The sequence below is a fragment of the Paraburkholderia atlantica genome (assembly GCF_000092885.1).
GTDB lineage: Bacteria > Pseudomonadota > Gammaproteobacteria > Burkholderiales > Burkholderiaceae > Paraburkholderia > Paraburkholderia atlantica.
Map to the genome: position 1 here is coordinate 724,882 of NC_014117.1, position 22,327 is coordinate 747,208.

The 22,327-nt window shown below is 65.0% G+C and carries 22 protein-coding genes; 5 read left to right on the forward strand and 17 right to left on the reverse strand.

The annotated features are described in order from the left end of the window. Positions 1–105: 105 nt before the first annotated feature. Positions 106–936 carry a glycosyltransferase gene (locus BC1002_RS03225; protein WP_013088644.1) on the reverse strand — a complete coding sequence of 277 codons (831 nt, stop codon included), beginning with the start codon at positions 934–936 and terminating at the stop codon, positions 106–108. Next, positions 933–2,195, reverse strand: a complete 1,263-nt coding sequence (locus BC1002_RS03230; protein WP_013088645.1) for an oligosaccharide flippase family protein — start codon at positions 2,193–2,195, stop codon at positions 933–935. The genes BC1002_RS03225 and BC1002_RS03230 overlap by 4 nt, the downstream gene beginning before the upstream one ends. Positions 2,196–2,523: 328 nt before the next feature. Between BC1002_RS03230 and BC1002_RS03235 the strand changes: the two genes are divergently transcribed. The 5 genes from BC1002_RS03235 to BC1002_RS03255 all read left to right on the forward strand — a co-directional run bounded on the left by BC1002_RS03235 (position 2,524) and on the right by BC1002_RS03255 (position 8,346). Further along, positions 2,524–3,918 (forward strand): phosphomannomutase/phosphoglucomutase, encoded by a 1,395-nt coding sequence (locus BC1002_RS03235; protein WP_013088646.1) that lies wholly within the window; start codon positions 2,524–2,526, stop codon positions 3,916–3,918. A 175-nt stretch (positions 3,919–4,093) separates the two neighbouring features. Further along, positions 4,094–5,095: a lipopolysaccharide heptosyltransferase I gene (gene waaC / locus BC1002_RS03240; RefSeq protein WP_013088647.1), complete on the forward strand. Its 1,002-nt coding sequence runs from the start codon at positions 4,094–4,096 to the stop codon at positions 5,093–5,095. 79 nt (positions 5,096–5,174) lie between these two features. Next, positions 5,175–6,059: a Kdo hydroxylase KdoO gene (locus BC1002_RS03245; RefSeq protein WP_013088648.1), complete on the forward strand. Its 885-nt coding sequence runs from the start codon at positions 5,175–5,177 to the stop codon at positions 6,057–6,059. Positions 6,060–6,156: 97 nt separating this feature from the next. After that, the gene (gene waaA, locus BC1002_RS03250) at positions 6,157–7,470 is read left to right on the forward strand and encodes a lipid IV(A) 3-deoxy-D-manno-octulosonic acid transferase (protein ID WP_013088649.1); all 1,314 of its coding nucleotides are present in this window, start codon (positions 6,157–6,159) and stop codon (positions 7,468–7,470) included. A gap of 126 nt (positions 7,471–7,596) precedes the next feature. Continuing rightward, entirely contained in the window at positions 7,597–8,346 is a 750-nt protein-coding gene (locus tag BC1002_RS03255; RefSeq protein ID WP_013088650.1) for a Fic family protein, read from the forward strand. A gap of 12 nt (positions 8,347–8,358) precedes the next feature. On the opposite strand, the gene ureG is transcribed toward BC1002_RS03255, so the two are convergent. The 15 genes from ureG to urtA all read right to left on the reverse strand — a co-directional run bounded on the left by ureG (position 8,359) and on the right by urtA (position 21,578). Continuing rightward, positions 8,359–9,021: an urease accessory protein UreG gene (gene ureG / locus BC1002_RS03260; protein ID WP_013088651.1), complete on the reverse strand. Its 663-nt coding sequence runs from the start codon at positions 9,019–9,021 to the stop codon at positions 8,359–8,361. A gap of 20 nt (positions 9,022–9,041) precedes the next feature. Then, complete coding sequence (locus BC1002_RS03265) at positions 9,042–9,722, reverse strand: urease accessory protein UreF (RefSeq protein WP_041734296.1); 681 nt, start codon at positions 9,720–9,722, stop codon at positions 9,042–9,044. Continuing rightward, on the reverse strand, positions 9,709–10,311 hold the full coding sequence (gene ureE / locus BC1002_RS03270) for an urease accessory protein UreE (RefSeq protein ID WP_013088653.1): 603 nt from the start codon (positions 10,309–10,311) through the stop codon (positions 9,709–9,711). Before ureE ends, BC1002_RS03265 begins: the two co-directional genes overlap by 14 nt. A gap of 2 nt (positions 10,312–10,313) precedes the next feature. Next, positions 10,314–12,020, reverse strand: a complete 1,707-nt coding sequence (ureC, locus tag BC1002_RS03275; RefSeq protein WP_013088654.1) for an urease subunit alpha — start codon at positions 12,018–12,020, stop codon at positions 10,314–10,316. A gap of 87 nt (positions 12,021–12,107) precedes the next feature. Further along, positions 12,108–12,413 (reverse strand): urease subunit beta, encoded by a 306-nt coding sequence (locus tag BC1002_RS03280; RefSeq protein WP_013088655.1) that lies wholly within the window; start codon positions 12,411–12,413, stop codon positions 12,108–12,110. A gap of 26 nt (positions 12,414–12,439) precedes the next feature. Continuing rightward, a complete protein-coding gene (ureA, locus tag BC1002_RS03285) occupies positions 12,440–12,742 on the reverse strand; it encodes an urease subunit gamma (protein ID WP_008923043.1) in 303 nt (100 codons plus the stop codon). A gap of 114 nt (positions 12,743–12,856) precedes the next feature. Beyond that, complete coding sequence (locus tag BC1002_RS03290) at positions 12,857–13,669, reverse strand: transporter substrate-binding domain-containing protein (protein ID WP_018431742.1); 813 nt, start codon at positions 13,667–13,669, stop codon at positions 12,857–12,859. Positions 13,670–13,883: 214 nt separating this feature from the next. After that, complete coding sequence (locus BC1002_RS03295; RefSeq protein WP_013088657.1) at positions 13,884–14,753, reverse strand: urease accessory protein UreD; 870 nt, start codon at positions 14,751–14,753, stop codon at positions 13,884–13,886. A 73-nt stretch (positions 14,754–14,826) separates the two neighbouring features. Further along, positions 14,827–15,024: a hypothetical protein gene (locus tag BC1002_RS03300; RefSeq protein WP_013088658.1), complete on the reverse strand. Its 198-nt coding sequence runs from the start codon at positions 15,022–15,024 to the stop codon at positions 14,827–14,829. Between the two features lie 44 nt (positions 15,025–15,068). After that, entirely contained in the window at positions 15,069–15,443 is a 375-nt protein-coding gene (locus tag BC1002_RS03305; RefSeq protein ID WP_013088659.1) for a hypothetical protein, read from the reverse strand. Between the two features lie 152 nt (positions 15,444–15,595). Next, positions 15,596–16,288, reverse strand: coding sequence for an urea ABC transporter ATP-binding subunit UrtE (urtE, locus tag BC1002_RS03310; protein ID WP_013088660.1), 693 nt, complete (start codon positions 16,286–16,288; stop codon positions 15,596–15,598). 50 nt (positions 16,289–16,338) lie between these two features. Beyond that, positions 16,339–17,202 carry an urea ABC transporter ATP-binding protein UrtD gene (gene urtD, locus BC1002_RS03315; RefSeq protein ID WP_013088661.1) on the reverse strand — a complete coding sequence of 288 codons (864 nt, stop codon included), beginning with the start codon at positions 17,200–17,202 and terminating at the stop codon, positions 16,339–16,341. A 10-nt stretch (positions 17,203–17,212) separates the two neighbouring features. Next, positions 17,213–18,418: an urea ABC transporter permease subunit UrtC gene (urtC, locus tag BC1002_RS03320; RefSeq protein WP_013088662.1), complete on the reverse strand. Its 1,206-nt coding sequence runs from the start codon at positions 18,416–18,418 to the stop codon at positions 17,213–17,215. Between the two features lies 1 nt (position 18,419). Continuing rightward, entirely contained in the window at positions 18,420–20,054 is a 1,635-nt protein-coding gene (gene urtB / locus BC1002_RS03325) for an urea ABC transporter permease subunit UrtB (RefSeq protein ID WP_013088663.1), read from the reverse strand. Positions 20,055–20,279: 225 nt separating this feature from the next. After that, entirely contained in the window at positions 20,280–21,578 is a 1,299-nt protein-coding gene (gene urtA / locus BC1002_RS03330; protein WP_013088664.1) for an urea ABC transporter substrate-binding protein, read from the reverse strand. Positions 21,579–22,327: the final 749 nt, after the last annotated feature.

Genomic DNA, 22,327 nt, shown 5'->3' on the forward strand with positions numbered 1-22,327 from the left:
GGCGTTGAATGAAGTGTGGACCAGTGATACGAATACAGCGCCGTACTCAGCGGCGCAAACCTCAGCGAACGAAGCGACAGCGACAGCGCTCACACCTGGCGCGGTTCAACGGCTCTCGCGCGGCGTCAGCAGCGCGCGCTTGACCCGCTGCAACGTGCGATAAGGCAGCAGCAGATGCGACAGATTCTTCGCGAGGCCCAACCAGTCGTACGGATTGGCCACGTTGAAGTAGCGCAACTGCAAACGCAGCGTCGAACCGATTTGCCGGCGCCGCTTCGTCGCGCTGATGCCGCCTTCGTTCAGCTCGTAGAAAAGGCCGAGTTCCGGCAGATTCGCGCAGTCGTAGCGTTCCATCAGACGTAAGAACAGATCGAGGTCCTCGGCCGAAGGATACGCGGCGCGGTAGTTGCCGACTGTGCGGACGGCATCGATACGCAGCATCATCGACGGATGCGCGAGGCACGAACGGAAAAAGCGCTGGCGCCGGATCACCTTCGGCTCGGCCGGCGGCGTCAGCATGAAAAGCGGCTCGCCCGCGCGCGTGATGACCTGGGTCCACATGCCGAGGCCCGCCACGTTCGGATGCGCCTGCATGAACGCGCGCTGCTTCGCGAGCCGCTGCGGCACCGCGCGATCGCCCGCGTCGATGCGCGCCGCAAAACGAAAACCGCGCTGCGCGAGCGCATCGATGCCGGTTTGCAGTGCGCGCTCGATGCCGCTGTTCTGCACCATGCGCAGCACTTCAATCTTCAGATTCGGCAGCGCCGGCGCGACGATCGGCGGGGTGCTGCCGTCATCGACGATCAAAACGTGCACCAGCGCACTTTCCTCAAACGACGCGAGCGTAGAATCGACGTCCGCCTGGCCGTTGTAGGCGGGCATCAGCACCGCGACGTCGTCGAGCGTGGTTTGCGCGGTGGCGGATGAATTCGTCATGGGCGCAATTTGAAACGGATGTAATAAAGATTGACCGAGGCGGCCGCCAGATAGCCGGCCGCGAGGCCGACGAGCGCGCCATACGCGCCGAGTCGCGGGATCGCCAATAGATTGACGGCGAACGCGACGGCGAGCGCGAGCAGCCACTTCGCGAGCAACACGAACCTGGCCTGATACTTGAGCACGACCAGATTGCCGATCGCCTCGATACCGGCGGGCACCGACAGCCACACGGCCCAGCGGAAGATCTCGATCGCGCCTTCGAAGTCCGGCCCGAACACTTGGCGGATGATGAAGCCCGCGAGCAGATCGAGCACGAATGCGCCGCACACCATCAGCACGGCGGTCAGCGCGGTGAGCCGCCACATGTTGCGGCGCAGTTGCGCGATGCCTGGGACTCGATAGACGAATGCGGGCGCAATGGTTTGCGCGAGCATCAGTGCGAGCGTGATCCAGTTTTCATTCAATTGCTGGGCGGCCGAGTAGCGTCCGAGATCGGCGAACGAAATCGCGCGCTCGAGCATCAGCCGGTCCAGTTTCAGGAACAGATACATACAGATGAGCCCGAGCCAGAACACCGTGCCCGCGCTCGCGAAGTGCTTGAAGAGCGAACGTTCGACATGCCAGTCCAGCTTACCGCCATGCCGGCGCATGAAGTAGAGCAACAGCACCGCGCCGATCGCCGCCGACTCGAGCGCCCACAGCCAGCCGAAGCGTGCGGGCGCGGCTGCCGCGCGCACCAGCAGATAGACGAGGCCGGCCTTGATTACAGCGGTGCTCATGCTGGTCAGCAACTGCGGCTTGCTGTAGGTCATGCTTTGCAGCCACGCGTTGATCACGCCGACGAACGGCTCGCGAAACAGCATCGTGACCGCGAGGCCGGCGAGCATCGCACCGACGAGCGGTTCGAAGAAATGCAGCGCAATGCCGAGCCACGTAAGCAGCAGCGCAACGGTCGAGACGGAGAAGCGCAACGCGAATGCGCTGCCGAGTACGGTGCCGAGTTGTTCAGGCGGCCGGTTGACGATGGTCGGTACGAGGATTTCCGCGCCGCATACCCATGTGATCGGCGACAGCACCAGCAGCAGCGTGTTCGCGTACTGCCATTTGCCGAACGTATCGGGCCCGAAGTAACGCGCGAGCATGCCGCTGATCACGATGGCCACGCCGATCTGCGTGAGCCGCTCGAGACCCAGCCAGGCGATGTTCGTAAACGCGCGCGTGACGTCGGGATTGGCGAAGCGCTTGAGTGTCAGCATCCGTTGGCCGCTCGCCGCTGCGCGTCGGTCAAGCCACCTCGTGCGGCCATGCATGCGGCGCTATGCGCGTTCGCCCGCCCGGCCGGCAGCCACGGCAACTTTACAAAGGGAGGGCGTCTAAGCATTAGAATGGCGTTATTCAGGCTGGTCAGAAGAACGCAATTATAAGTTGGAACCGGACCGCTTCCGGCAAGGGCGCAACGAGGCGTGATAACGCGGTTTTTTAACGCGCGTGTTACCGTGGTTTTTAATGCGATTTTTTCCGCGTTTTTACCGGTTATCGTCTGTGCGCAGGTCAAAATTTTCCATTGCACGCAAGTGAGCCAACATGATCTCCAAATCGATTTTCAAGGCATATGACATTCGTGGCGTCATTGGCAAGACGCTCGACGCCGACGCCGCGCGTTCCATCGGCCGCGCCTTCGGCAGCGAAGTGCGCGCGCAGGGCGGCGACGCGGTCGTAGTCGCGCGCGACGGGCGCCTGTCGGGCCCCGAACTGATCGGCGCGCTGTCCGACGGCCTGCGTGCGGCCGGCGTCGACGTCGTGAACGTGGGTATGGTGCCCACGCCGGTCGGCTACTTCGCGGCGAGCGTACCGTTGAAGCTGGCGGGCGGCGAGCGCCGCGTCGACTCGTGCATCGTCGTGACCGGCAGCCATAATCCGCCGGACTACAACGGCTTCAAGATGGTGTTGCGCGGCGCGGCCATTTACGGCGAGCAGATCCTCGCACTGCATCAGCGCATCGTCGATGAGAACTTCGCCGACGGTAACGGCAGCTACACCGAATACGACATCGCCGACGCCTATCTCGAGCGCATCGCGAGCGACGTGAAGCTCGCGCGTCCGATCAAGATCGTCGTCGATACCGGCAACGGCGTGGCCGGCGGCCTCGCACCGAAGTTGTTCAAGAAGCTCGGCTGCGAACTGGTCGAACTGTTCACCGAAGTCGACGGCAACTTCCCGAATCACCACCCGGACCCGGCGCACCCGGAGAACCTCGAAGACGTGATTCGCGCGCTGAAGGAAACGGATGCGGAAATCGGCTTCGCGTTCGACGGCGACGGCGACCGCCTCGGCGTCGTCACCAAGGACGGCCAGATCATCTACCCGGACCGTCAGCTGATGCTGTTCGCCGAAGAAGTGCTGTCGCGCAACAAGGGCGCGCAGATCATCTACGACGTCAAGTGCACGCGCAATCTCGCGAAGTGGGTCAAGGACAAGGGCGGCGAGCCGCTGATGTGGAAGACCGGCCACTCGCTCGTGAAGGCGAAGCTGCGCGAAACCGGCGCGCCGCTGGCGGGTGAAATGAGCGGCCACGTGTTCTTCAAGGACCGCTGGTATGGTTTCGACGACGGCCTCTACACCGGCGCGCGTCTGCTCGAGATCCTCACGCGCGTCGCCGACCCGAGCGCGCTGCTGAACTCGCTGCCGAACTCGCACTCCACGCCCGAGCTGCAACTCAAGCTCGAGGAAGGCGAGAACTTCGAGCTGATCGCGCGTTTGCAGCAGAACGCGAAGTTCACCGGCGCGGACAACGTCGTGAAGATCGACGGTCTGCGCGTCGAATATCCGGACGGCTTCGGCCTCGCGCGTTCGTCGAACACGACGCCGGTCGTCGTAATGCGTTTCGAAGCCGACAACGACGCGGCGCTCAAACGCATCCAGGACGACTTCCGCCGCGTGATTCTCGCCGAGAAGGCCGATGCGAAATTGCCGTTCTGACGGCTGATGCGGCGGCGCGCTTCGATATTCGTCAACACGGGTCGAAGCGTCGCCGCTACCGAACGCGGCGCGGGTTGCCTTACCGCGCCGCGTTTTTCATGTCTTTAATGGACGGCGCGCTAGAATTGCGGTCCTTTCAACGCATCTTCGAGCCGGATAGCCGGTTTTCCCACTCTTGAGCGCGCAAAAGATACTGATCGTGAGGGTGTCGTCGCTGGGCGACGTCGTTCACAACATGCCCGTGGTCGCCGACATCCGGCGCCGCCATCCCGACGCGCAGATCGACTGGCTCGTCGAGGAGAGCTTCGTCGGGCTCGTGGAACTCGTGAGCGGCGTGCGGCGCGCGATTCCGGTGTCGCTGCGGCGCTGGCGCAAGCGCATCCTGTCCGTCGACAACTGGCGCGAGATCGGCGCGTTTCGTCGCGCACTCGCCGCCGAGCACTACGATCTGGTGATCGACTGCCAAGGGCTCATCAAGACCGCGTGGGTCGCGAGCATGGCGCGCGGACCGCTCGTCGGCCTCGGCAACCGCACCGACGGCGCCGGCTACGAATGGCCGGTGCGCTTCTTCTATGGGCGACGCGTGCCGATCGCGCCACGCACGCACGTGGTCGAACGCACGCGGCAACTGGTGGCCGCGGCGCTGAGCGATCCGCCGCCGCAACCCACCGACGACATCGACTTCGGTCTCGATACGGGCCGTGCCGCGCTCGCGCTGTCGCAAGCCAATCTGAATCTGCCGGTGCCGTACGTGGTGTTCGTGCACGCAACTTCGCGCGCCGACAAGCAGTGGCCCGACGCCGCGTGGATCGAACTCGGGCAAACGCTGGTGCGGCGCGGCGCGTCGATCGTGCTGCCGTGGGGCAGCGACGCCGAGCGCGCGACCAGCGAGCGGCTCGCGAAGGAGTTCGGCGCGGCCGCGATCGTGCCGCCGAAGCTGTCGCTGCCGGCGGTGGTCGGGCTGATCGATGGTGCGGCCGCGACGGTCGGGGTTGACACAGGTCTGGTCCACATCGCGGCGGCGCTGAAGCGGCCTACGGTCGAGTTGTACAATTTCTCGACCGCGTGGCGCACCGGCGGCTACTGGTCGCCGAACGTCGTCAACCTCGGCGCGGCCGGGCAGCCGCCCACGCTGCAGCAGGTCAAGTCGGCGCTGGCCGCATTTGGTTTGCTGTAAGCCGGCCGGCAGTCATCAGCACCTGCTGCAACCTGTCGGTGCGCTTCGCCTTGCGCACCCTCCGTTCCAAAGGGCGACCATGAACGAAACCCAGATCATCGAAGTAGCGAGCGCCGACTGGCACGGCTGCAACCTGTCCGTGCCGCGCGAAACGCTGCTCGCCGGCGTCGAGCGCGGCAAGGTGCTGTACTTTCCGAACCTGCGCTTCGCGATCGACGGCGGCGAGCAGGCGCTGCTCGACCCGGCGCTGGCCGATCCGAACCGCAAGAACATCAGTCTCGAACCGAACGGCGGCGCGCTGCACGGCGTGGCCGGTGATGCGGTCACGCAATCGGCGGTGCGCGCGTTGATCGCGCGTTATCAGGCGAATGCGCGCACGCTCGTCGACGGGCTCTTTCCCGAGTACAACGGCAAGCTGCGGGTCGCGCCGACGAGCTTGCGGCTGCATCAGGTCGAGACACGTGAAACCTCGTGGCGCAAGGACGACAGCCGTCTGCACGTCGACGCGTTTCCGTCGCGGCCCAATTACGGCGAGCGCATCCTGCGCGTGTTCACCAACGTGAATCCGCATGGCGTGCCGCGCGTGTGGCGCGTCGGCGAGCCATTCGAGGACATGGCGCAGCGCTTCCTGCCGCGCATCAAGCCGCAGATGCCGGGCTCCGCATGGCTGCTGAACCTGCTGCATGTGACGAAGTCGCCGCGCAGCGAGTACGACCATCTGATGCTCAATCTGCACGACGGCATGAAGGCCGACCTCGACTATCAGAAGACGAGCCCGCAGGAGACCATGCCGTTTCCGCCGGGCAGCGTGTGGGTGTGTTTCTCCGACCAGACCTCGCATGCGGTGATGTCCGGCCAGTTCATGCTGGAGCAGACTTTCTTCCTGCCGGTCAAGGCGATGGCGCAGCCGGAATGCGCGCCGCTCGGCATTCTCGAGCGCCTGAAGGGCAGGGCGCTGGTTTGAGCGCGGCGGTCGATTCGAGGGCCGGGCGAGTGCCGGCCCGCATCGCGCATATCAGCGCCGCGGATTTTGCGAAGCGGACTAACCGCGCGGAGCGCCGATGCTAAGAGCGATCTATCGCGCGCTCTGGTGGCTGATCGCGCCGCTTGCCGTGCTGCGTCTGTTGATCCGTTCGCGCAAGGAACGCGGTTATCGCGAGCATATCGGCGAGCGTTTCGGTTATTCGCGTGGACGCTTGCCCGAAGACGGCGCGCCGTTGATCTGGGTGCATGCGGTGTCGGTCGGCGAGACGCGTGCCGCGCAGCCGCTGATCGATGCGCTGATGAAGGCGCGCCCCGACGCGCGCATTTTGCTTACGCACATGACGCCGAGCGGCCGCGCGACCGGTACAGAGATTTTCGGCGACCGCGTATTGCGCAGCTACCTACCGTACGACGTGCCGCATGCGGTACGGCGCTTCCTGCGCGCGTGGCGGCCGTCGCTCGGTCTGGTGATGGAAACAGAGGTATGGCCCACCTTGATCGACGAATGCCGGCGCGCCGACGTGCCGCTCGTGTTGACCAACGCGCGGATGTCGGCGCGTTCGTTCAAGCGCGCGGCAAAGTTCGGCGGCGCGACGAAGGACGTGTTCGGCGGCTTCGCGCGCGTGCTCGCGCAGAGCCCGTCCGATGCCGAGCGGCTGACCTCGCTCGGCGCGCGCAACGTCGCGGTGCTCGGCAATCTGAAGTTCGACATGAGCACGCCGCCCGAACTCGCGGCGCGCGGCCACGCGTGGCGCGCGGCGATCGGCACGCGGCCCGTGTGGGTCGCGGCGAGCACGCGCGAGGGCGAAGAAGCGCTGGTGCTCGACGCGTTCGCGGCGCTCGGTGTCGACGATGCGCTGCTGATTCTGGTGCCGCGTCATCCGCAACGCTTCAATGAAGTCGCGGCGCTCGTCGAGAAGGCGGGGCTGCGGCTCGAACGCCGATCGAACTGGGCACCCGATGCGAAGATCGCGTCGGCGGCGCGCACCGCCGACGATGGCGTGCCGCCGCTGCCTCGCGACGTGAACGTGCTGCTCGGCGATTCGATGGGCGAGTTGGGCGCTTACTACGCGGCGTCGGATCTTGCGTTTATCGGCGGCAGTCTGTTGCCGCTCGGCGGACAGAACCTGATCGAAGCGTGCGCGGTCGGCGTGCCGGTGCTGATCGGGCCGCACGTTTTCAACTTCACGCAGGCCACCGCCGATGCGGTCGCGGCCGGCGCCGCCGTGCAGGTGCAGGACCCGGCCGATCTGGCGCGCGCGCTGCGTGAGCTGTTCGGCGACAAGTCGCGGCGGCTCGCGATGGGTGGCGCTGCTGCCGCTTTTGCGGCGAGGCATCGCGGGGCGACGGCGAGGACGGTGGATGTGTTGGCGGCGTTGTTGCCGGAGTGACGCAGGGCGCCGCGCGAGGCGGCGCCAGGTCTTGCGCTTCACGCGTCCACAAATAAGATATTCTCCGCACATTGGGGTTCTGCAAGCACCGGGCCTGCCATCTGAACTGCTTTCTCAACACCTGCGATGACGCTTTTCACCGAACTCGGTTTTCAATGGGATCGCGCTGCGGTTCCACAGGACATTCCGGTCCATTCGATCAAACGGGCGTGTTTCCGTTTTCATCGCATGCTGCCGGAATTCGTCTGGGATGCAAGTGTGCTGGAAGGGAACCCGTTTACGTTTCCCGAGGTCAAGACGCTTCTCGACGGCGTCACGGTTGGCGGACGGAAAATTTCCGACCAGGAGCAGATCCTCAATCTCGCCGAGAGCTCGAAACGCCTGCTGGTGATCGTCCAAAACGGTCAGTTCGCACTCGACAAGGCGACGTTCTGCGACCTGCATCGCCTCGTCGCGCGTAACGAAGCGCTCGAATGGGGTGTTTTCCGCGGTGAAGGTGAAGAAACGCGCTATACGCCAGACGTCGCGTTGGGTGAGGCGGGGCGATATACGCCTTTGCCCACCGTGCCTGGTGCTCCAGAGCTCAACCGGGTTTTTGGCGCGGGTGTCCGCGCGCTCAGCGAAGAAGTTTCCGATCCATTCGAACGCGGCTGTGCGTTCTTCCTGTTCGGCGCGTTGCAGCAGTTTTTCTTCGACGGCAACAAGCGCACCTCGCGCTTCATGATGAACGGCGTGCTGATGGCAAACGGTATCGATGCGATCAGCGTGCCCGCTCAGCGCGCGGCCGACTTCAACGAAAAGATGGTGCGCTTCTATCTGTCGAAGGATGGCAGCGAAATGATGGCATTCCTGCACGAATGCCATCCTGGCGAGTGACGCGTCACTGGCTCACACGTTCAACACCCCCTTCTTTTCAATAAACTTCACCACCTCGTCGAGGCCTTCGAGCGCCTTCAGATTACACATCACGAAGGGCCGTTCGCCGCGCATCTTCTTCGCGTCCGACGCCATCACGTCGAGGTTCGCGCCCACCAGTGGCGCGAGATCCGTCTTGTTGATCACGAGCAGATCCGACTTCGTGATGCCGGGTCCGCCCTTACGCGGGATCTTCTCGCCGCCCGCGACGTCGATCACGTAGATCGTCAGGTCCGACAGCTCCGGGCTGAAGGTTGCCGCGAGGTTGTCGCCACCCGATTCGATGAACACGATGTCCGCGTCCGGAAAACGCGTGAGCATGCGGTCGACCGCTTCGAGGTTGATCGACGCATCCTCGCGGATCGCCGTGTGCGGGCAGCCGCCCGTCTCGACGCCCATGATACGTTCGGCCGGCAGCGCGCCCGCGACGGTCAGCAGACGCTGATCCTCTTTCGTATAGATGTCGTTCGTGATCGCGACGAGATCGTACTGATCGCGCATCGCCTTGCACAGCATTTCGAGCAGCGTGGTCTTGCCCGAGCCGACCGGGCCGCCGACGCCCACGCGCAGCGGCGGCAGCTTCTTCGTGCGGATCTGGGTCGCGGTATGGGAAGACGGATGATGAGGTGCGTTCATGATGGATCAAGGGAATCGGGTTACGAGCGGAAGAGGCGCGAATACTGCGACTCGTGGCGCGCCGACAAAATGCCGAGCTGCGGCGCGAAGGTGTTCAGGCCGTCGCGAGAAATGGCGAGCGCGCGCGCGACGGCCGCGTCGATCGGTCCACGCAGCGCGACGATGATGCGCTGCCCCGCGAGCTGGCCGAGCGGCACCGCCTTCAGCGCGGCGGCGGCCTGGTTCTCGACCCAGCTGAACGCGTAGGCGGCGAGCGCGGCATCGGAGGACGCATCGTGCGCGTAGGCGGCGAATGCGAACGCGCTCGGCTGCGCGAGCGGCGTCAGCGACGCGAGCGTTTCGCGCCTCGCCGCATCGCCCCATTCGAGCGACACGCACAACTGCCGCAGCGACCAGCCCATCTGCTCGGTTTCGCGGCGCAGTTCGGCGGACTCGCGGCTCGCGAGGAATTCGGCGTTGGCGTCGGCGAGTTCGACGGCGTCGTGCGTGCGCCAGCGTTCGATCTGCTGCGCGAGGAACGGCAACTCGCCGCGCGCGAGCACGTCGGTCAGCCCGCGTTCGATCCACCTGCGGGCGGAGTCGGCATCGGTGATGAGTTGCGCTTCGATCGCCGCTTCGAGACCCTGCGAATAGCTGAACGCGCCGATCGGCAACGCCGGCGACGCGAGATGCAGCAGCGCGGTGAGTTCAGCGATGCGCATGGTGATGCGAGTGGTGCCCATGTCCGCACGATTCGTCGTGCAGGTGGTCGTGGTCGTGCGAGTGCTCATGCCCATGATGCTCACCAAACACCTGCTGCGCGATCGCATAGTCCTCGGCGAACGTCTCGTCGTGCCCATGCTTATGCCCGCCGCCGTATGCTCCGGCCTCAGGCTGAAACGGCAGCGACACCCGCTCGACCGTCGCGCCGATGCGCTCGAGCATGTCGGCGAGCACCGGATCGTATTCGAGCTTCAGATAATCGGCGCCCACTTCGACCGGCGTATGACGATTGCCGAGGTGATACGCGGCGCGCGTCAACGTCAACGCATTCGAAGCGCGAACCACAAGCACCGCTTCATCAGCCGCAACGACACGCACGAGCGCGCCATCATCGGCGACGAGCACGTCGCCATCGCGCAGCACGGTGCCGCGCGGCAACAGCAATGCAATTTCCTCGCCGTTATCGAGCGTCGCTGCAAGACGGCTCTTGCGACGTTCATCGAACGCGAGCGTCAACGTCGGCGCTCGCTTGACGAGTACGGGCGCAATCTTCAGATGCGGCGCGAGAAGTTTGTTCAGTGTTCGCATGATCAGAACAGGAAATAGCGTTGCGCCATCGGCAGCACGGTGGCTGGATCGCAGGTCAGCAACTGGCCGTCGGCGATCACCTGGTAGGTTTCCGGATCGACGCTGATGTTCGGGCGCCACGCGTTGTGAATCATGTCGGCCTTCGTCACGTTGCGGCAGTTCTTCACCGCGACGATGCGCTTCTCCAGACCATAGCGTTCGGCGACGTTCGCCTCGGCGGCGAGTTGCGACACGAAGGTCAGCGACGTGCGGCCCAGCGCGCCACCGCGCGTCGCGAACATCTCGCGATAATGCACGGGCTGCGGCGTCGGAATGGATGCATTCGGGTCGCCCATCTGCGCCATCGCGATCATGCCGCCCTTCAGGATCAGCGACGGCTTGATGCCGAAAAACGCCGGCTCCCAGAACACCAGATCGGCCCACTTGCCCGGCTCGATCGAACCGACTTCGTGCGCGATGCCGTGCGTGATCGCCGGATTGATCGTGTACTTCGCGACGTAGCGCTTCGCGCGGAAATTGTCGTGTCGTGCGTTGTCCTCGGGCAGCGCGCCGCGTTGCACCTTCATCTTGTGCGCGGTCTGCCACGTGCGGATGATCACTTCGCCGACCCGGCCCATCGCCTGCGAATCCGAAGACAGCATCGACAGCGCGCCGAGATCGTGCAGGATGTCCTCGGCCGCGATCGTCTCGCGGCGAATCCGCGATTCGGCGAACGCGATGTCCTCGGCAATCGACGGATCGAGGTGATGGCACACCATCAGCATGTCGAGATGCTCGTCGAGCGTGTTGACCGTATAGGGCCGCGTCGGATTCGTCGACGACGGCAGCACGTTCGCTTCGCCGCACACCTTGATGATGTCCGGCGCGTGACCGCCGCCCGCGCCTTCAGTGTGATACGTGTGGATCGTGCGGCCCTTGAACGCGGCCACCGTCGCTTCGACGAAGCCCGCTTCGTTCAGCGTGTCCGTGTGGATCGCGACCTGCGTGTCGGTATCGTCGGCAACGGAAAGACAGTTGTCGATCGCCGCGGGTGTCGTGCCCCAGTCCTCGTGCAGCTTCAGGCCGATCGCGCCCGCGGCGATCTGCTCGGTCAGCGGTGCCGGCTGGCTCACGTTGCCCTTGCCGAGAAAGCCGAGGTTCATCGGGTAGCCGTCGGCCGCTTGCAGCATGCGTTCGAGATGCCACGGCCCGGGCGTGCAGGTCGTCGCATTCGTGCCGGTCGCGGGGCCGGTGCCGCCGCCGAGCATCGTCGTCACGCCGCTCGCGAGCGCCTCCTCGATCTGCTGCGGGCTGATGAAGTGGATGTGCGTATCGATTCCGCCCGCGGTCACGATCAGCCCTTCGCCGGCGATCACTTCGGTGGCCGCGCCAATCGCGATCGTCACGTTCGGCTGGATGTCCGGATTGCCGGCCTTGCCGATCGCCGCGATGCGGCCGTCCTTGATGCCTATATCGGCCTTCACGATGCCCCAGTGGTCGAGGATCACCGCGTTCGTCACGACGGTATCGACGACCTCGGCGTGCACGCGCTGCGACTGCCCCATGCCGTCGCGGATCACCTTGCCGCCGCCGAACTTGACCTCTTCGCCGTAGGTCGTGAAATCGCGTTCGATCTCGATCAGCAGTTCGGTGTCGGCGAGGCGCACGCGGTCGCCGGTGGTGGGGCCGATCATCTCCGCGTACGCGCGGCGGCCAATGCGTAGTGTCATGGTGTGGGTCCGAAATGGGCTACAAGCGAGCTACGAGCAACGCAAGGCGGAGCAGGGCGGTCGAAACGCCAGGGCGCGGGCGGCGCATCACAGCTTGCCCATCACCTTGCCGTTGAAGCCGTAGACGACGCGCTCGCCCGCCAGCGCGACGAGTTCGACCGTGCGCTCCTGGCCGGGCTCGAAGCGCACCGCGGTGCCGGCCGCGATATTCAGGCGAAAGCCGCGCGCCGCTTCGCGATCGAACGACAGCGCGTCGTTCACTTCATAGAAGTGGTAGTGCGAGCCGATCTGCACCGGACGGTCGCCGGTATTCGACACGACCACCGTGACTGTCGCGCGGCCCGCGTTCAGTTCGTGCTCGCCGTCGTCGATGAGGAGTTCGCCGGGAATCATGGGGGCCTGCCTTGACGGAGAGGAGTTCAGGGAATCGGATGATGGACGGTGACGAGCTTGGTGCCGTCGGGGAACGTCGCTTCGACCTGGATGTCGGGGATCATCTCGGGCACCCCCTCCATCACGTCGGCGCGCGTCAGCAGCGTGGTGCCGTAGTGCATCACCTCGGCGACGCTCTTGCCGTCGCGCGCGGCTTCCATCAGCGCGGCGGTGATGAAGGCGACCGCCTCCGGATAGTTCAGCTTGAGGCCGCGCGCGCGGCGCCGTTCGGCGAGCAGCGCGGCGGTGAAGATCAGCAGCTTGTCCTTCTCGCGAGGTGTCAGCTTCATCGGGTGTGGGTCTCGGCGTTGAGGTGTCGTGGCGGCGTGGTCGTCGCGATGCGCCATCAGCCGATCACGGTATCAAGCCCGGCTAACGGCGCGCTTACAGTCGCGCTTGCGGGATTACAGATCGGCGGGCAGCGGCGCGCCGAACCACTTCTTCGACATCGCACCGAGCGTGCCGTCGTGTTTGGCCTGCGCGATCGCGGCATCGACCTTCTGTTGCAGGCGCGGCTCGTTCTTGTTCATGCCGACGAAGCACGGCGAGTTCTTGATCACGAACTTGGGTTCCGGACGGCGCGGCGGGTTCTTTGCGAGGATCGCGGCCGCGACGATGTTGCCGGCCGCGATCAGTTGCACCTGGCCGGACAGGAACGCGGCGATCGTCGCGTTGTTGTCCTCGAAGCGTTTGATCGTCGCATTCGGCGCCATCTGTGTGAGACCGATTTCCTCGAGCGCGCCGCGCGTCGCGCCGACGGTCTTGCCGGTCAGATCGGCGGGACCGCTCACCTTGATATCGGCGGGACCGAACACCCCCTGGTAGTACGGCGCGTACGCGCTCGAGAAGTCGATCACCTTCTCGCGCTCGGGCGTTTTGCCGAGCGACGAGATCACCAGATCGACCTTGCCCGTTTGCAGATACGGAATCCGGTTCGCGCTGTTGACCGGCACCAGTTCGAGCTTCACGTTCATCGCTTTGGCGAGCAGCGCGGCCGTGTCGATGTCGTAGCCCTGCGGTTTCATGTCGGCACCGACCGAGCCGAACGGCGGATAGTCCTCGGGCACGGCGACTTTCAGCACGCCGGTCTTGGCGATGTTGTCGAGCGTGTCGGCGTGCGCGGCGCCCGCATGAAACGCGAGGTCGGCGACGATGGGCAGGGCGAGCAATGCGGCCAGCAAGGCGCGGCGCGCGGAGCGGGAGAGGGTGCGGGTCATCGGCGTGAGCGGTGGTGGCGTCGTTGGAGTCGGGTCGTCGCTGGCTTCTTCGTGTTCGGCCGCGAAGTGGCGAATCAAATGCAAGCTCTGTGCCATCGCGCTGGGCTGTGGCTGGACGGCGCGCTACGCACACTAGTGCACATGGTTGGGGCGTGCGCGTGCGCGGCCTTGGTGCGCGAACAGGTGATGAAGACAAAAGCGGGAAGCCGCGCTCTCAGGTCGACCAGATCCGCAACGGCACCGCCTCGACACCATGCACGACTGGCCGCAATTGCAGCCAGCAGCGCGTGAGCGCGTGCTGCAGCGTTTCCATCGAGCGTGACACCGCGCGCACGAGCAGGACGCCATTCGTCACGCACGAGGCCGCCGCTCGCAACGTATCGTCGAACGGCAGTTGCGCGGTTAGCGACTCGGCGAGTGCGTCGTCGCAAGCGGCGCCTACCGCCCACAGCGTGCCGTAGACCGGAAAGCCGGCGAGACCCTGCGGCGCGTCGCGCAGCGGATCGTCGGCGCTGAGACTGGCGCGTTCGAACCACAACAGTTCGCCATTCGCGCCGACGATGCGCGACACCGCGTGCAAGCTACCCGCCGACCAGCGTTCGCCGGCCGCCTGGCGTCCGAGCTGCGTCGCGTCCCAGCCGATCGCGCTCGCACCGTCGCCGAGCGTCAGCGAAAAATCGAGTTGCGCGTTCGCGTGATCGAACACGATGTTGTTCTGGGGCAGCCAGTCGAGCTTCGCCTGCGGGCCGACCTGCAGCGCGATGCGCTGCCGCGCCGCGCGGCCGTTCGACTTGTACCACTTGGTTGCGCCCGGCGTGGTCAGCACCGCATGCGTGTGCGCGGCGAGCGTGATGTCGATGTCGAGCTGATCGCCGCCCGCGACGCCGCCGGGCGGATGCACGATCACCGCGTGACAGATTGCCGGCCCCTCCGGATAGAGCGGTCGTTGCACGCGCAGCGGCCCATCGTGCCGCCGGTGCGCGAGCGTCGTGCGAGCGTCGCCGCCGACGAAGCCGAGTTCGAGTCGCGCGCGCCACGGCGAGTGCGAGGCGGCGAGCATGGCGTGGTTTTCGTGGAGCGGCATGCGGATGGATGGGGGAACCGGCGTGCGGCGAGGATAGCACGCGGGTCGCGTCGCGAGACTCGCGCGCTAACGACTACGACGCAGTGCCTTCAGGCGATGCCTCGGTCACCGACAGCACCTTGATGCCCTCCCACTGCGGATGCAGCAGCCGCAGCAGCGCGATGACAGCGCGCGGGGTGTTTTCCTGGACGGTCAACGAGTCGCTGCCTGTCTGGATTGTTTTCTTGCCATGTGGGCAGTACTGATACTCGACGTGAACCGTCACGGACATGCTTTTCTCCCTTCTCTAACGATGTTGTGTTGCTAACCCAGGTTTTACTGCGGCAGTGTCTGGCGTACGTGTGTCGGCTCGGCGTGATCGTCCACGCCTCGTTCCGCGCGATTGATGAATCCGCAGTCGAGCAGTAGCTGACAGAAAGCTTCCGGCGAACACGCCGGACCGGTCGTCTCGGCCATTCTCGCGAGGACGTCGGGGAACGATGCGAGCACGTGCCAGCTGTCGTAGTACGCATGTAGCTGCGGCGCGAGTTCGTTGCCCAGCTTCTCCCAGCGCACCGACAGCATGCCGACCGTACCGCCGCTGTCCACCTCGAATAAACCAAAGGTGACTGCGGACACGACGTTCATCACCCGGCAATAGGAAGCTGGGTTTCTGTAAAACTCGCGTCTGACCTGCTTGTTGTCGTCCATGGTGTCCACCTGATCGAACCGTTGCGACGCTGCCTAGCCTGTGTAACGGTTGCGCGGCGGATAACTTGAGTGGTGAGCTTCAGTCGCGTCAGACGGGGCCGACGGCGCGGGGCGCAAGCTTTCGAACAGCTGTCGGAGACTGAAAGAGACGCTTACACGGCAATCAACCCCCGCACTCCATCGGCATCCATGTTCGCCCCGTCACCGCCCGCGACGATTTCGCCGCGACTCATCACCCAGTAACGATCGGCGATCGCCTTGGCGAAATCGTAGTACTGCTCGACGAGCAGCACCGTCATGCCCATGTCCTCGACGAGCTGTCGCAGCGTGCGGCCGATGTCCTGGATGATCGACGGCTGGATGCCCTCGGTCGGCTCGTCGAGGATCAGCAGTTGCGGTTCGCTCATCAGCGCGCGGCCGATCGCGAGCTGTTGCTGTTGACCGCCCGACAGATCGCCGCCGCGCCGGTTGCGCATGTCCTTCAGCACCGGGAAAAGCTCGTAGATGCGCTCGGGGATTTTCTTCGGCGCCTTTCTGCTGGCCGCGCCCACCAGCAGATTTTCCTCGACGCTGAGGCGCGGGAAAATGTCGCGGCCCTGCGGCACATAGGCGAGCCCCTGGGCGACGCGCGCATGCGTGGGCAGTTTCATCAGCGGTTCGCCGCGCCACGCGATCGCGCCGCTTTTCGCGGGCACGACGCCCATCAGGCAGCGCAGCAGCGTGGTCTTGCCGACGCCGTTGCGCCCGAGCAGTACCGTCAGCTTGCCGTCGGGCACCGTCAGCTTCACGTCGCGCAGAATATGGCTGCCGCCGTAGTACTGGTTCAGTCGGTCTACTTCGAGCATGTTTCAGTCATCCTGTCGGGTTGACGATGCGGTACCGCGTTGAGCTTCGATCAGCGGCCGAGATAAGACTCGATCACGGTCTCATCGCGCTTCACTTCGTCGAGCGTGCCGTGCGCGAGCACGCGGCCTTCGGCCATTACCGTCACCTTGCCGGTGTCGCCCGCGAGCGCCGCGACGAACTCCATGTCGTGCTCGACGACCATCATCGAGCAGGTGCCGCGCAGGTGATTGAGCAATTCGGCAAGTTGCATCGTTTCGTCGTCGGTCATGCCGGCCGCGGGTTCGTCGAGCAGCAGCAGCGCTGGGCGTTGCATGAGCAGCATGCCGATTTCGAGGCGCTGCTTCTGGCCGTGCGATAGCTCGCCCGCGAGCCTGCGCGCTTCGCTTTCCAGTCCGATCAGCGCGAGCGTTTGCTCGATGCGCGCCTGCGCGTCGCGATCGAGCCGCGCGCGCAGCGACGCCCACCAGCCCTTGTCGGTCTTCATCGCGAGTTCGAGGTTTTCCCACACCGGGTGCTGCTCGAACACGGTCGGCTTCTGGAACTTGCGGCCGATGCCGGCGCGCGCGATCGCCGGTTCGTTCATCCGCGTCAGATCGATCGACTGGCCGAGAAACACCTTGCCGTGATCGGGTGCGGTCTTGCCCGTGATCACGTCCATCATCGTCGTCTTGCCCGCGCCATTCGGGCCGATGATGCAGCGCAGCTCGCCCGCGTCGATCGCGAGCGACAGCGCGTTCAACGCGCGAAAGCCGTCGAAGCTGACCGTCACGTCTTCGAGGTACAGGATCGTGCCGTGCGATACGTCGATCTCGCCGGGCACGACCGTATGCCCCATGCTCGCCACGCCGCTCAGCGAGCGTTCCGCCGGCGCTTCGGGCAAATCCAGATCGGGAACCATCGGGTTTTCGTTCATCAGCGGTTCCTCAGCGGTTTCTTTTACGCGTCAGCAGATCGGCGAGACCCATGATGCCGTTCGGCAGCAGCAGCGGCACCAGCACGAAGATCAGGCCGAGAAAGAACAGCCAGTATTCGGGGAAGTTCGCCGTAAAGAAGCTCTTTGCGCCGTTCACCGCGAACGCGCCGATGATCGGGCCGATCAGTGTGCCGCGTCCGCCGACCGCGACCCAGATCGCCATTTCGATCGAGTTGCCCGGCGACATCTCGCCCGGATTGATGATGCCGACCTGCGGCACGTACAACGCGCCCGCGATGCCGCACAGCACCGCCGACACGGTCCACACGAACAGCTTGTACGCGAGCGGGCTGTAGCCGAGAAACATCAGCCGCGTTTCGCCGTCGCGCACCGCGGTCACCACGCGGCCGAGCTTCGACGTGACGATCGCGCGCGCGCCGATGAACGCGGCGATCAGCACCGCGAACGTAATCAACAGCAATGCGGCGCGCGTGCCCTGATGCGTGATCGGAAAACCGCCGATGCGCTTGAAGTCGGTAAAGCCGTTATTGCCGCCAAAGCCCGTTTCGTTGCGATAGAACAGCAGCATCGCGGCGAAGGTCATCGCCTGCGTGATGATCGACAGATACACGCCCTTCACGCGCGAACGGAACGTGAAGAAGCCGAACACCCACGCGACCACGGCCGGCACCAGCACGACGAGCAGCAGCGCGTAGCCGAGGTGCTGCGTGCCTTGCCAGTACCACGGCAACTGGTGCCAGTCGAGAAACACCATGAAGTCGGGCAGATCGCTGCCGTACTTGCCGTCGTGCCCGATCGCGCGCATCAGGTACATACCGATCGCATAGCCGCCGAGCGCGAAGAACAACGCGTGACCGAGACTCAGGATGCCGCAGTAGCCCCACACCAGATCGAGCGCGAGCGCGGCGATCGCATAGCACATGAACTTGCCGGTCAGCGTCATCGCATACGCGGACAGATGCAACGCGCTCGTCTCCGGAATCACCAGCGCGGCGAACGGCACGCCGAGGCCGAACACGATGATCAACGCGATCAGCGCGAGCCACGCGCGACGCGACAGCAGTGCTGGCCGCGGTGGCAGGCCGAGCGCGAAGCCGGTGCTGGGCTCGCGTGCGGCGCCGGCACCCGCGCCAGCGGCTCCGGCGCGCGACGACGCGGCGGAAGAGGAGTTCGCCGATGAAGTAGCCGATGCCATCTCATGCCTCCGCGCTACGGCCCTTCAAGGCGAACATGCCCTGCGGACGCTTCTGGATGAACAGCACGATCAGCACGAGCACCGCGATCTTCGCGAGCACCGCGCCCCAGAACGGTTCGATCGCCTTGCTGACGAGCCCGAGGCCGAAGCCGCCGAGCACGGTGCCCGCAAGCTGGCCGACACCGCCGAGCACGACCGCCATGAACGAATCGATGATGTAGCTCTGGCCGAGGTCGGGCCCGACATTGCCGATCTGCGATAGCGCGCAGCCGCCGAGTCCCGCGATGCCCGCGCCGAATGCGAACGCATACGAATCGACGCGCGAGGTTTTCACGCCGACGCACGCGGCCATGCGGCGGTTCTGCGTGACCGCGCGCACGAACAGACCCAGCCGCGTGCGCGTGAGCACGGCCCAGGCGATCGCGACGACGATCAGCGAGAACGCGAGAATCGCGAGCCGGTTGTACGGCAGGATCAGGTTCGGCAGTACGGTCACGCCGCCGCTCATCCATGACGGATTGACGACCTGGACGTTCTGCGCGCCGAACAGCATGCGGGTCGCCTGAATCAGGATCAGGCTCACGCCGAAGGTGGTCAGCAGCGTTTCGAGCGGGCGGCCATACAGGTGCTTCAGCACGAGCCGTTCGAGCACGATGCCGACCAGCGCGGCCGCGACGAAGGAGGCCGGTATCGCGACGAGCGGATACCAGTCGAACGCGTTGGGGGCGAAGCGCTGAACGAGGTTCTGCACGACGTAGGTCGCGTACGCGCCGATCATCAGGAATTCGCCATGCGCCATGTTGATCACGCCGATCAGGCCATACGTGATCGCCAGGCCGAGCGCGGCGAGCAGCAGCACGCTGCCGAGCGACAGCCCCGCGAACAGCGTGCCCGCGATCTGGCTGCGACGCTGGATCGCATCGAGCTCATCGATGCCGCTCTGCGCCGCAGCGCGCACGCGTTCGTCGGTTTCGGCAAACGTGCCGTCGGCTTTCTTCGCGACCAGCGGGCGCAGCAACTCGTTCATTTCGAGGTCGTGGCGCGCGGCGACCAGTTGCACTGCTTCGAGACGCTTCGAAGGGTCCGGGTCGTGCAATGCGCTCATCGCCCACAGCGTGTCGAGACGCTTCTTCAGCGCGGGATCGGTTTCTTTGGCGCGCGCGGCGTCGACCAGCGGTTTGATCGATGGGTCGGGGTTTTGCAGCAGCGCATCGATGGCGGCTGCGCGTGTCGCCTGGTCGGGCGACGCGAGTTGCAGGCCCGACAGCGCCCCCGCTACTTTCGAGCGCAGCAGGTTGTTCAGCGTGATGGGCTGCGCGTCGCTCGCGGCGACCGGCTGGCCGGTGACGGCATCGCGGGTGGCGTCGCCGTCCTGCAGCAGTACCGCGCCTGAGTCGGTGGCGAGCGCGCTGTCGTCGGCGAGTGCCTTCAGCACCGCGAGCGACGCGGTATCGTGCGTGGCGATCAGTTTGTCGATCGCGGCGGACTTCGCCTCGAAGTCGTCGCCGGCGAGCGGCGCGACATCGGCCTGGGTCAGCGCGAACGCGACGCGTGGCGCGACGGTGAGAAGAACCGCGAGCGGCAGCAGGAGCGCCGCGCCGCGTCGTCGTATGGAAGTCGGAAATGAAAACGCCATGATGGCCTTTTGCACTGGGTTGAATCGATGAGCCGCTCACGCGCGCGAGGACGCCGCCGCCGCGTCAGCGGGACGTCGCCGGGCATTGGCGTGCGCGGTCATGCCGCGCAACGCGTCTGGGTCGCGCGCGAGCCGCGCGTGCCGGTACGCAGGCCGCACGTCGCGGCCGCTGCGGCGAGACACGCGCGGCGAATCGCGCGCCGCGGCGCGACTCGCGCCGACACGTCATGCGACGCGCGAGCGCCGCAGGAACGCGGGAATCGAACTGACCACGTCCGGCTTGCCCGCATTGCCGGCGATGAACGGGCTCCACGGTTGCGCGCGGATCGGCCCCTTGGTGCGCCACACGACGTTGAACTGGCCATCCGCGCGTACCTCGCCGATCATCACCGGCTTGTGCAGATGGTGGTTGCCGTCCATCTCCAGCGTGAAACCCGACGGTGCCGCGAAGGTCTGCCCGACCATCGCGACGCGCACCTTGTCGACGTCGGTGCTCTTTGCTTTCTCGACCGCCTGCTTCCACATGTGGATGCCGACGAAGGTCGCCTCCATCGGATCGTTGGTCACGCGCTTCGTGCCGCCCGGCAGGTTGTTGTCCTTGACCCACGTGGCCCATTGCTTCTTGAACTTCTCGTTGGACGGATTGCGCACCGACATGAAGTAGTTCCAGGCCGCAAGATTGCCGACGAGCGGCTTCGTATCGATGCCGCGCAGTTCCTCTTCGCCGACCGAGAACGCGACGACGGGCACATCCGACGCCTTCAGCCCCTGGTTGCCGAGTTCCTTATAGAACGGCACGTTCGAATCGCCGTTCACGGTCGAGATCACCGCAGTCTTGCCGCCTTGCGAAAAGGTCTTGATGTTCGCGACGATGGTCTGATAGTCGCTGTGACCGAACGGCGTATACACCTCCTGAATGTCGGCTTCCTGCACGCCTTTCGATTTGAGGAATGCGCGCAGGATCTTGTTGGTCGTGCGCGGATACACATAGTCGGTGCCGAGCAGGAAGAAGCGCTTCGCGCCGCCGCCTTCGGCGCTCATCAGGTATTCGGTCGCGGGAATCGCCTGCTGGTTTGGCGCGGCGCCTGTGTAGAAAACGTTGCGCGACATTTCCTCGCCTTCGTATTGCACCGGATAGAACAGCAGGCCGTTCAGCTCCTCGAACACCGGCAGCACCGACTTGCGCGATACCGAGGTCCAGCAGCCGAACACGACCGCGCACTTGTCCTGCGTCAGAAGCTGGCGCGCTTTCTCGGCGAACAGCGGCCAGTTCGAAGCCGGGTCGACGATCACCGGCTGGATCTGACGGCCCATCACACCGCCGTTCTTATTGATGTCGGCGATCGTCATCAACGCGGTATCTTTCAGCGACGTCTCGGAGATCGCCATCGTGCCGGACAGCGAATGCAGGATGCCCACCTTGATCGGACCGCTATTGGACTGCGCGTGCGCGAACGGCACGCGGCCCGCGAGCGCGAGCGCGCCGGACATGGAGCCGAACTTCAACAGACTGCGACGTTTCATGTGCTTTCCCCTTGTCATTGATGGTCACTGTTTATGAGCGCCGATTTCAGCCAGCCAGGCTGAGCTCGCACGACTAGCCGCTCGTCTACTGCAAGGCACATGCCATGTGACGCATTCGACGCGATGCGTGAGGAATGCCCGATGCGGCGCGGTTATCGGCGCAGAGGTGGGGAATCGATCCATCGATGGCGCGGCGCGAAACTGGTGCAGTCGCGCGCGCCGCGCCTCGTTCGGGTGCGCGTCGCGCCGCGACGAAGCGTGCTTCGACGCCAGTGAAGCGTCGCTGGCGCAGGCGGAGCATCGGCGGTGCATGGGCGCCCTGGGGACGCCGCGCTTTTGTGCATGGTGTGGGTGTTGCCCAGACCGGAACACCAGTGAGACTGAATGCTGGTCAGGGAGACCGGACATGATCGGACGCGCCGTCGTCAGCCCAACCGATAAGTCCGCTTTCTGAATGCCCTTCACCGCGAACCGACAGTAAGAGAGCACGCCGCGGCTGCTTGTGAGCGCGAAACGGATGTACTACACCTCGCAATGAGCTTAGTCTCGTCCTACCATTAAACAAGACAAAACTTGCCGTTCGGGTAACGGGGAATTATTCCAGTCTGGCAAATCCCTTTTTTGAAATCCTTCCAGGGACCGATAACCATTCACATTCCAGTTGTGCCCACTTGCGTGCTCAACTTCCACAATCTTGAATCGACACTGGCGACCTGGATTTTTCAAGTGAAAGACAATGCGTCTTTGAT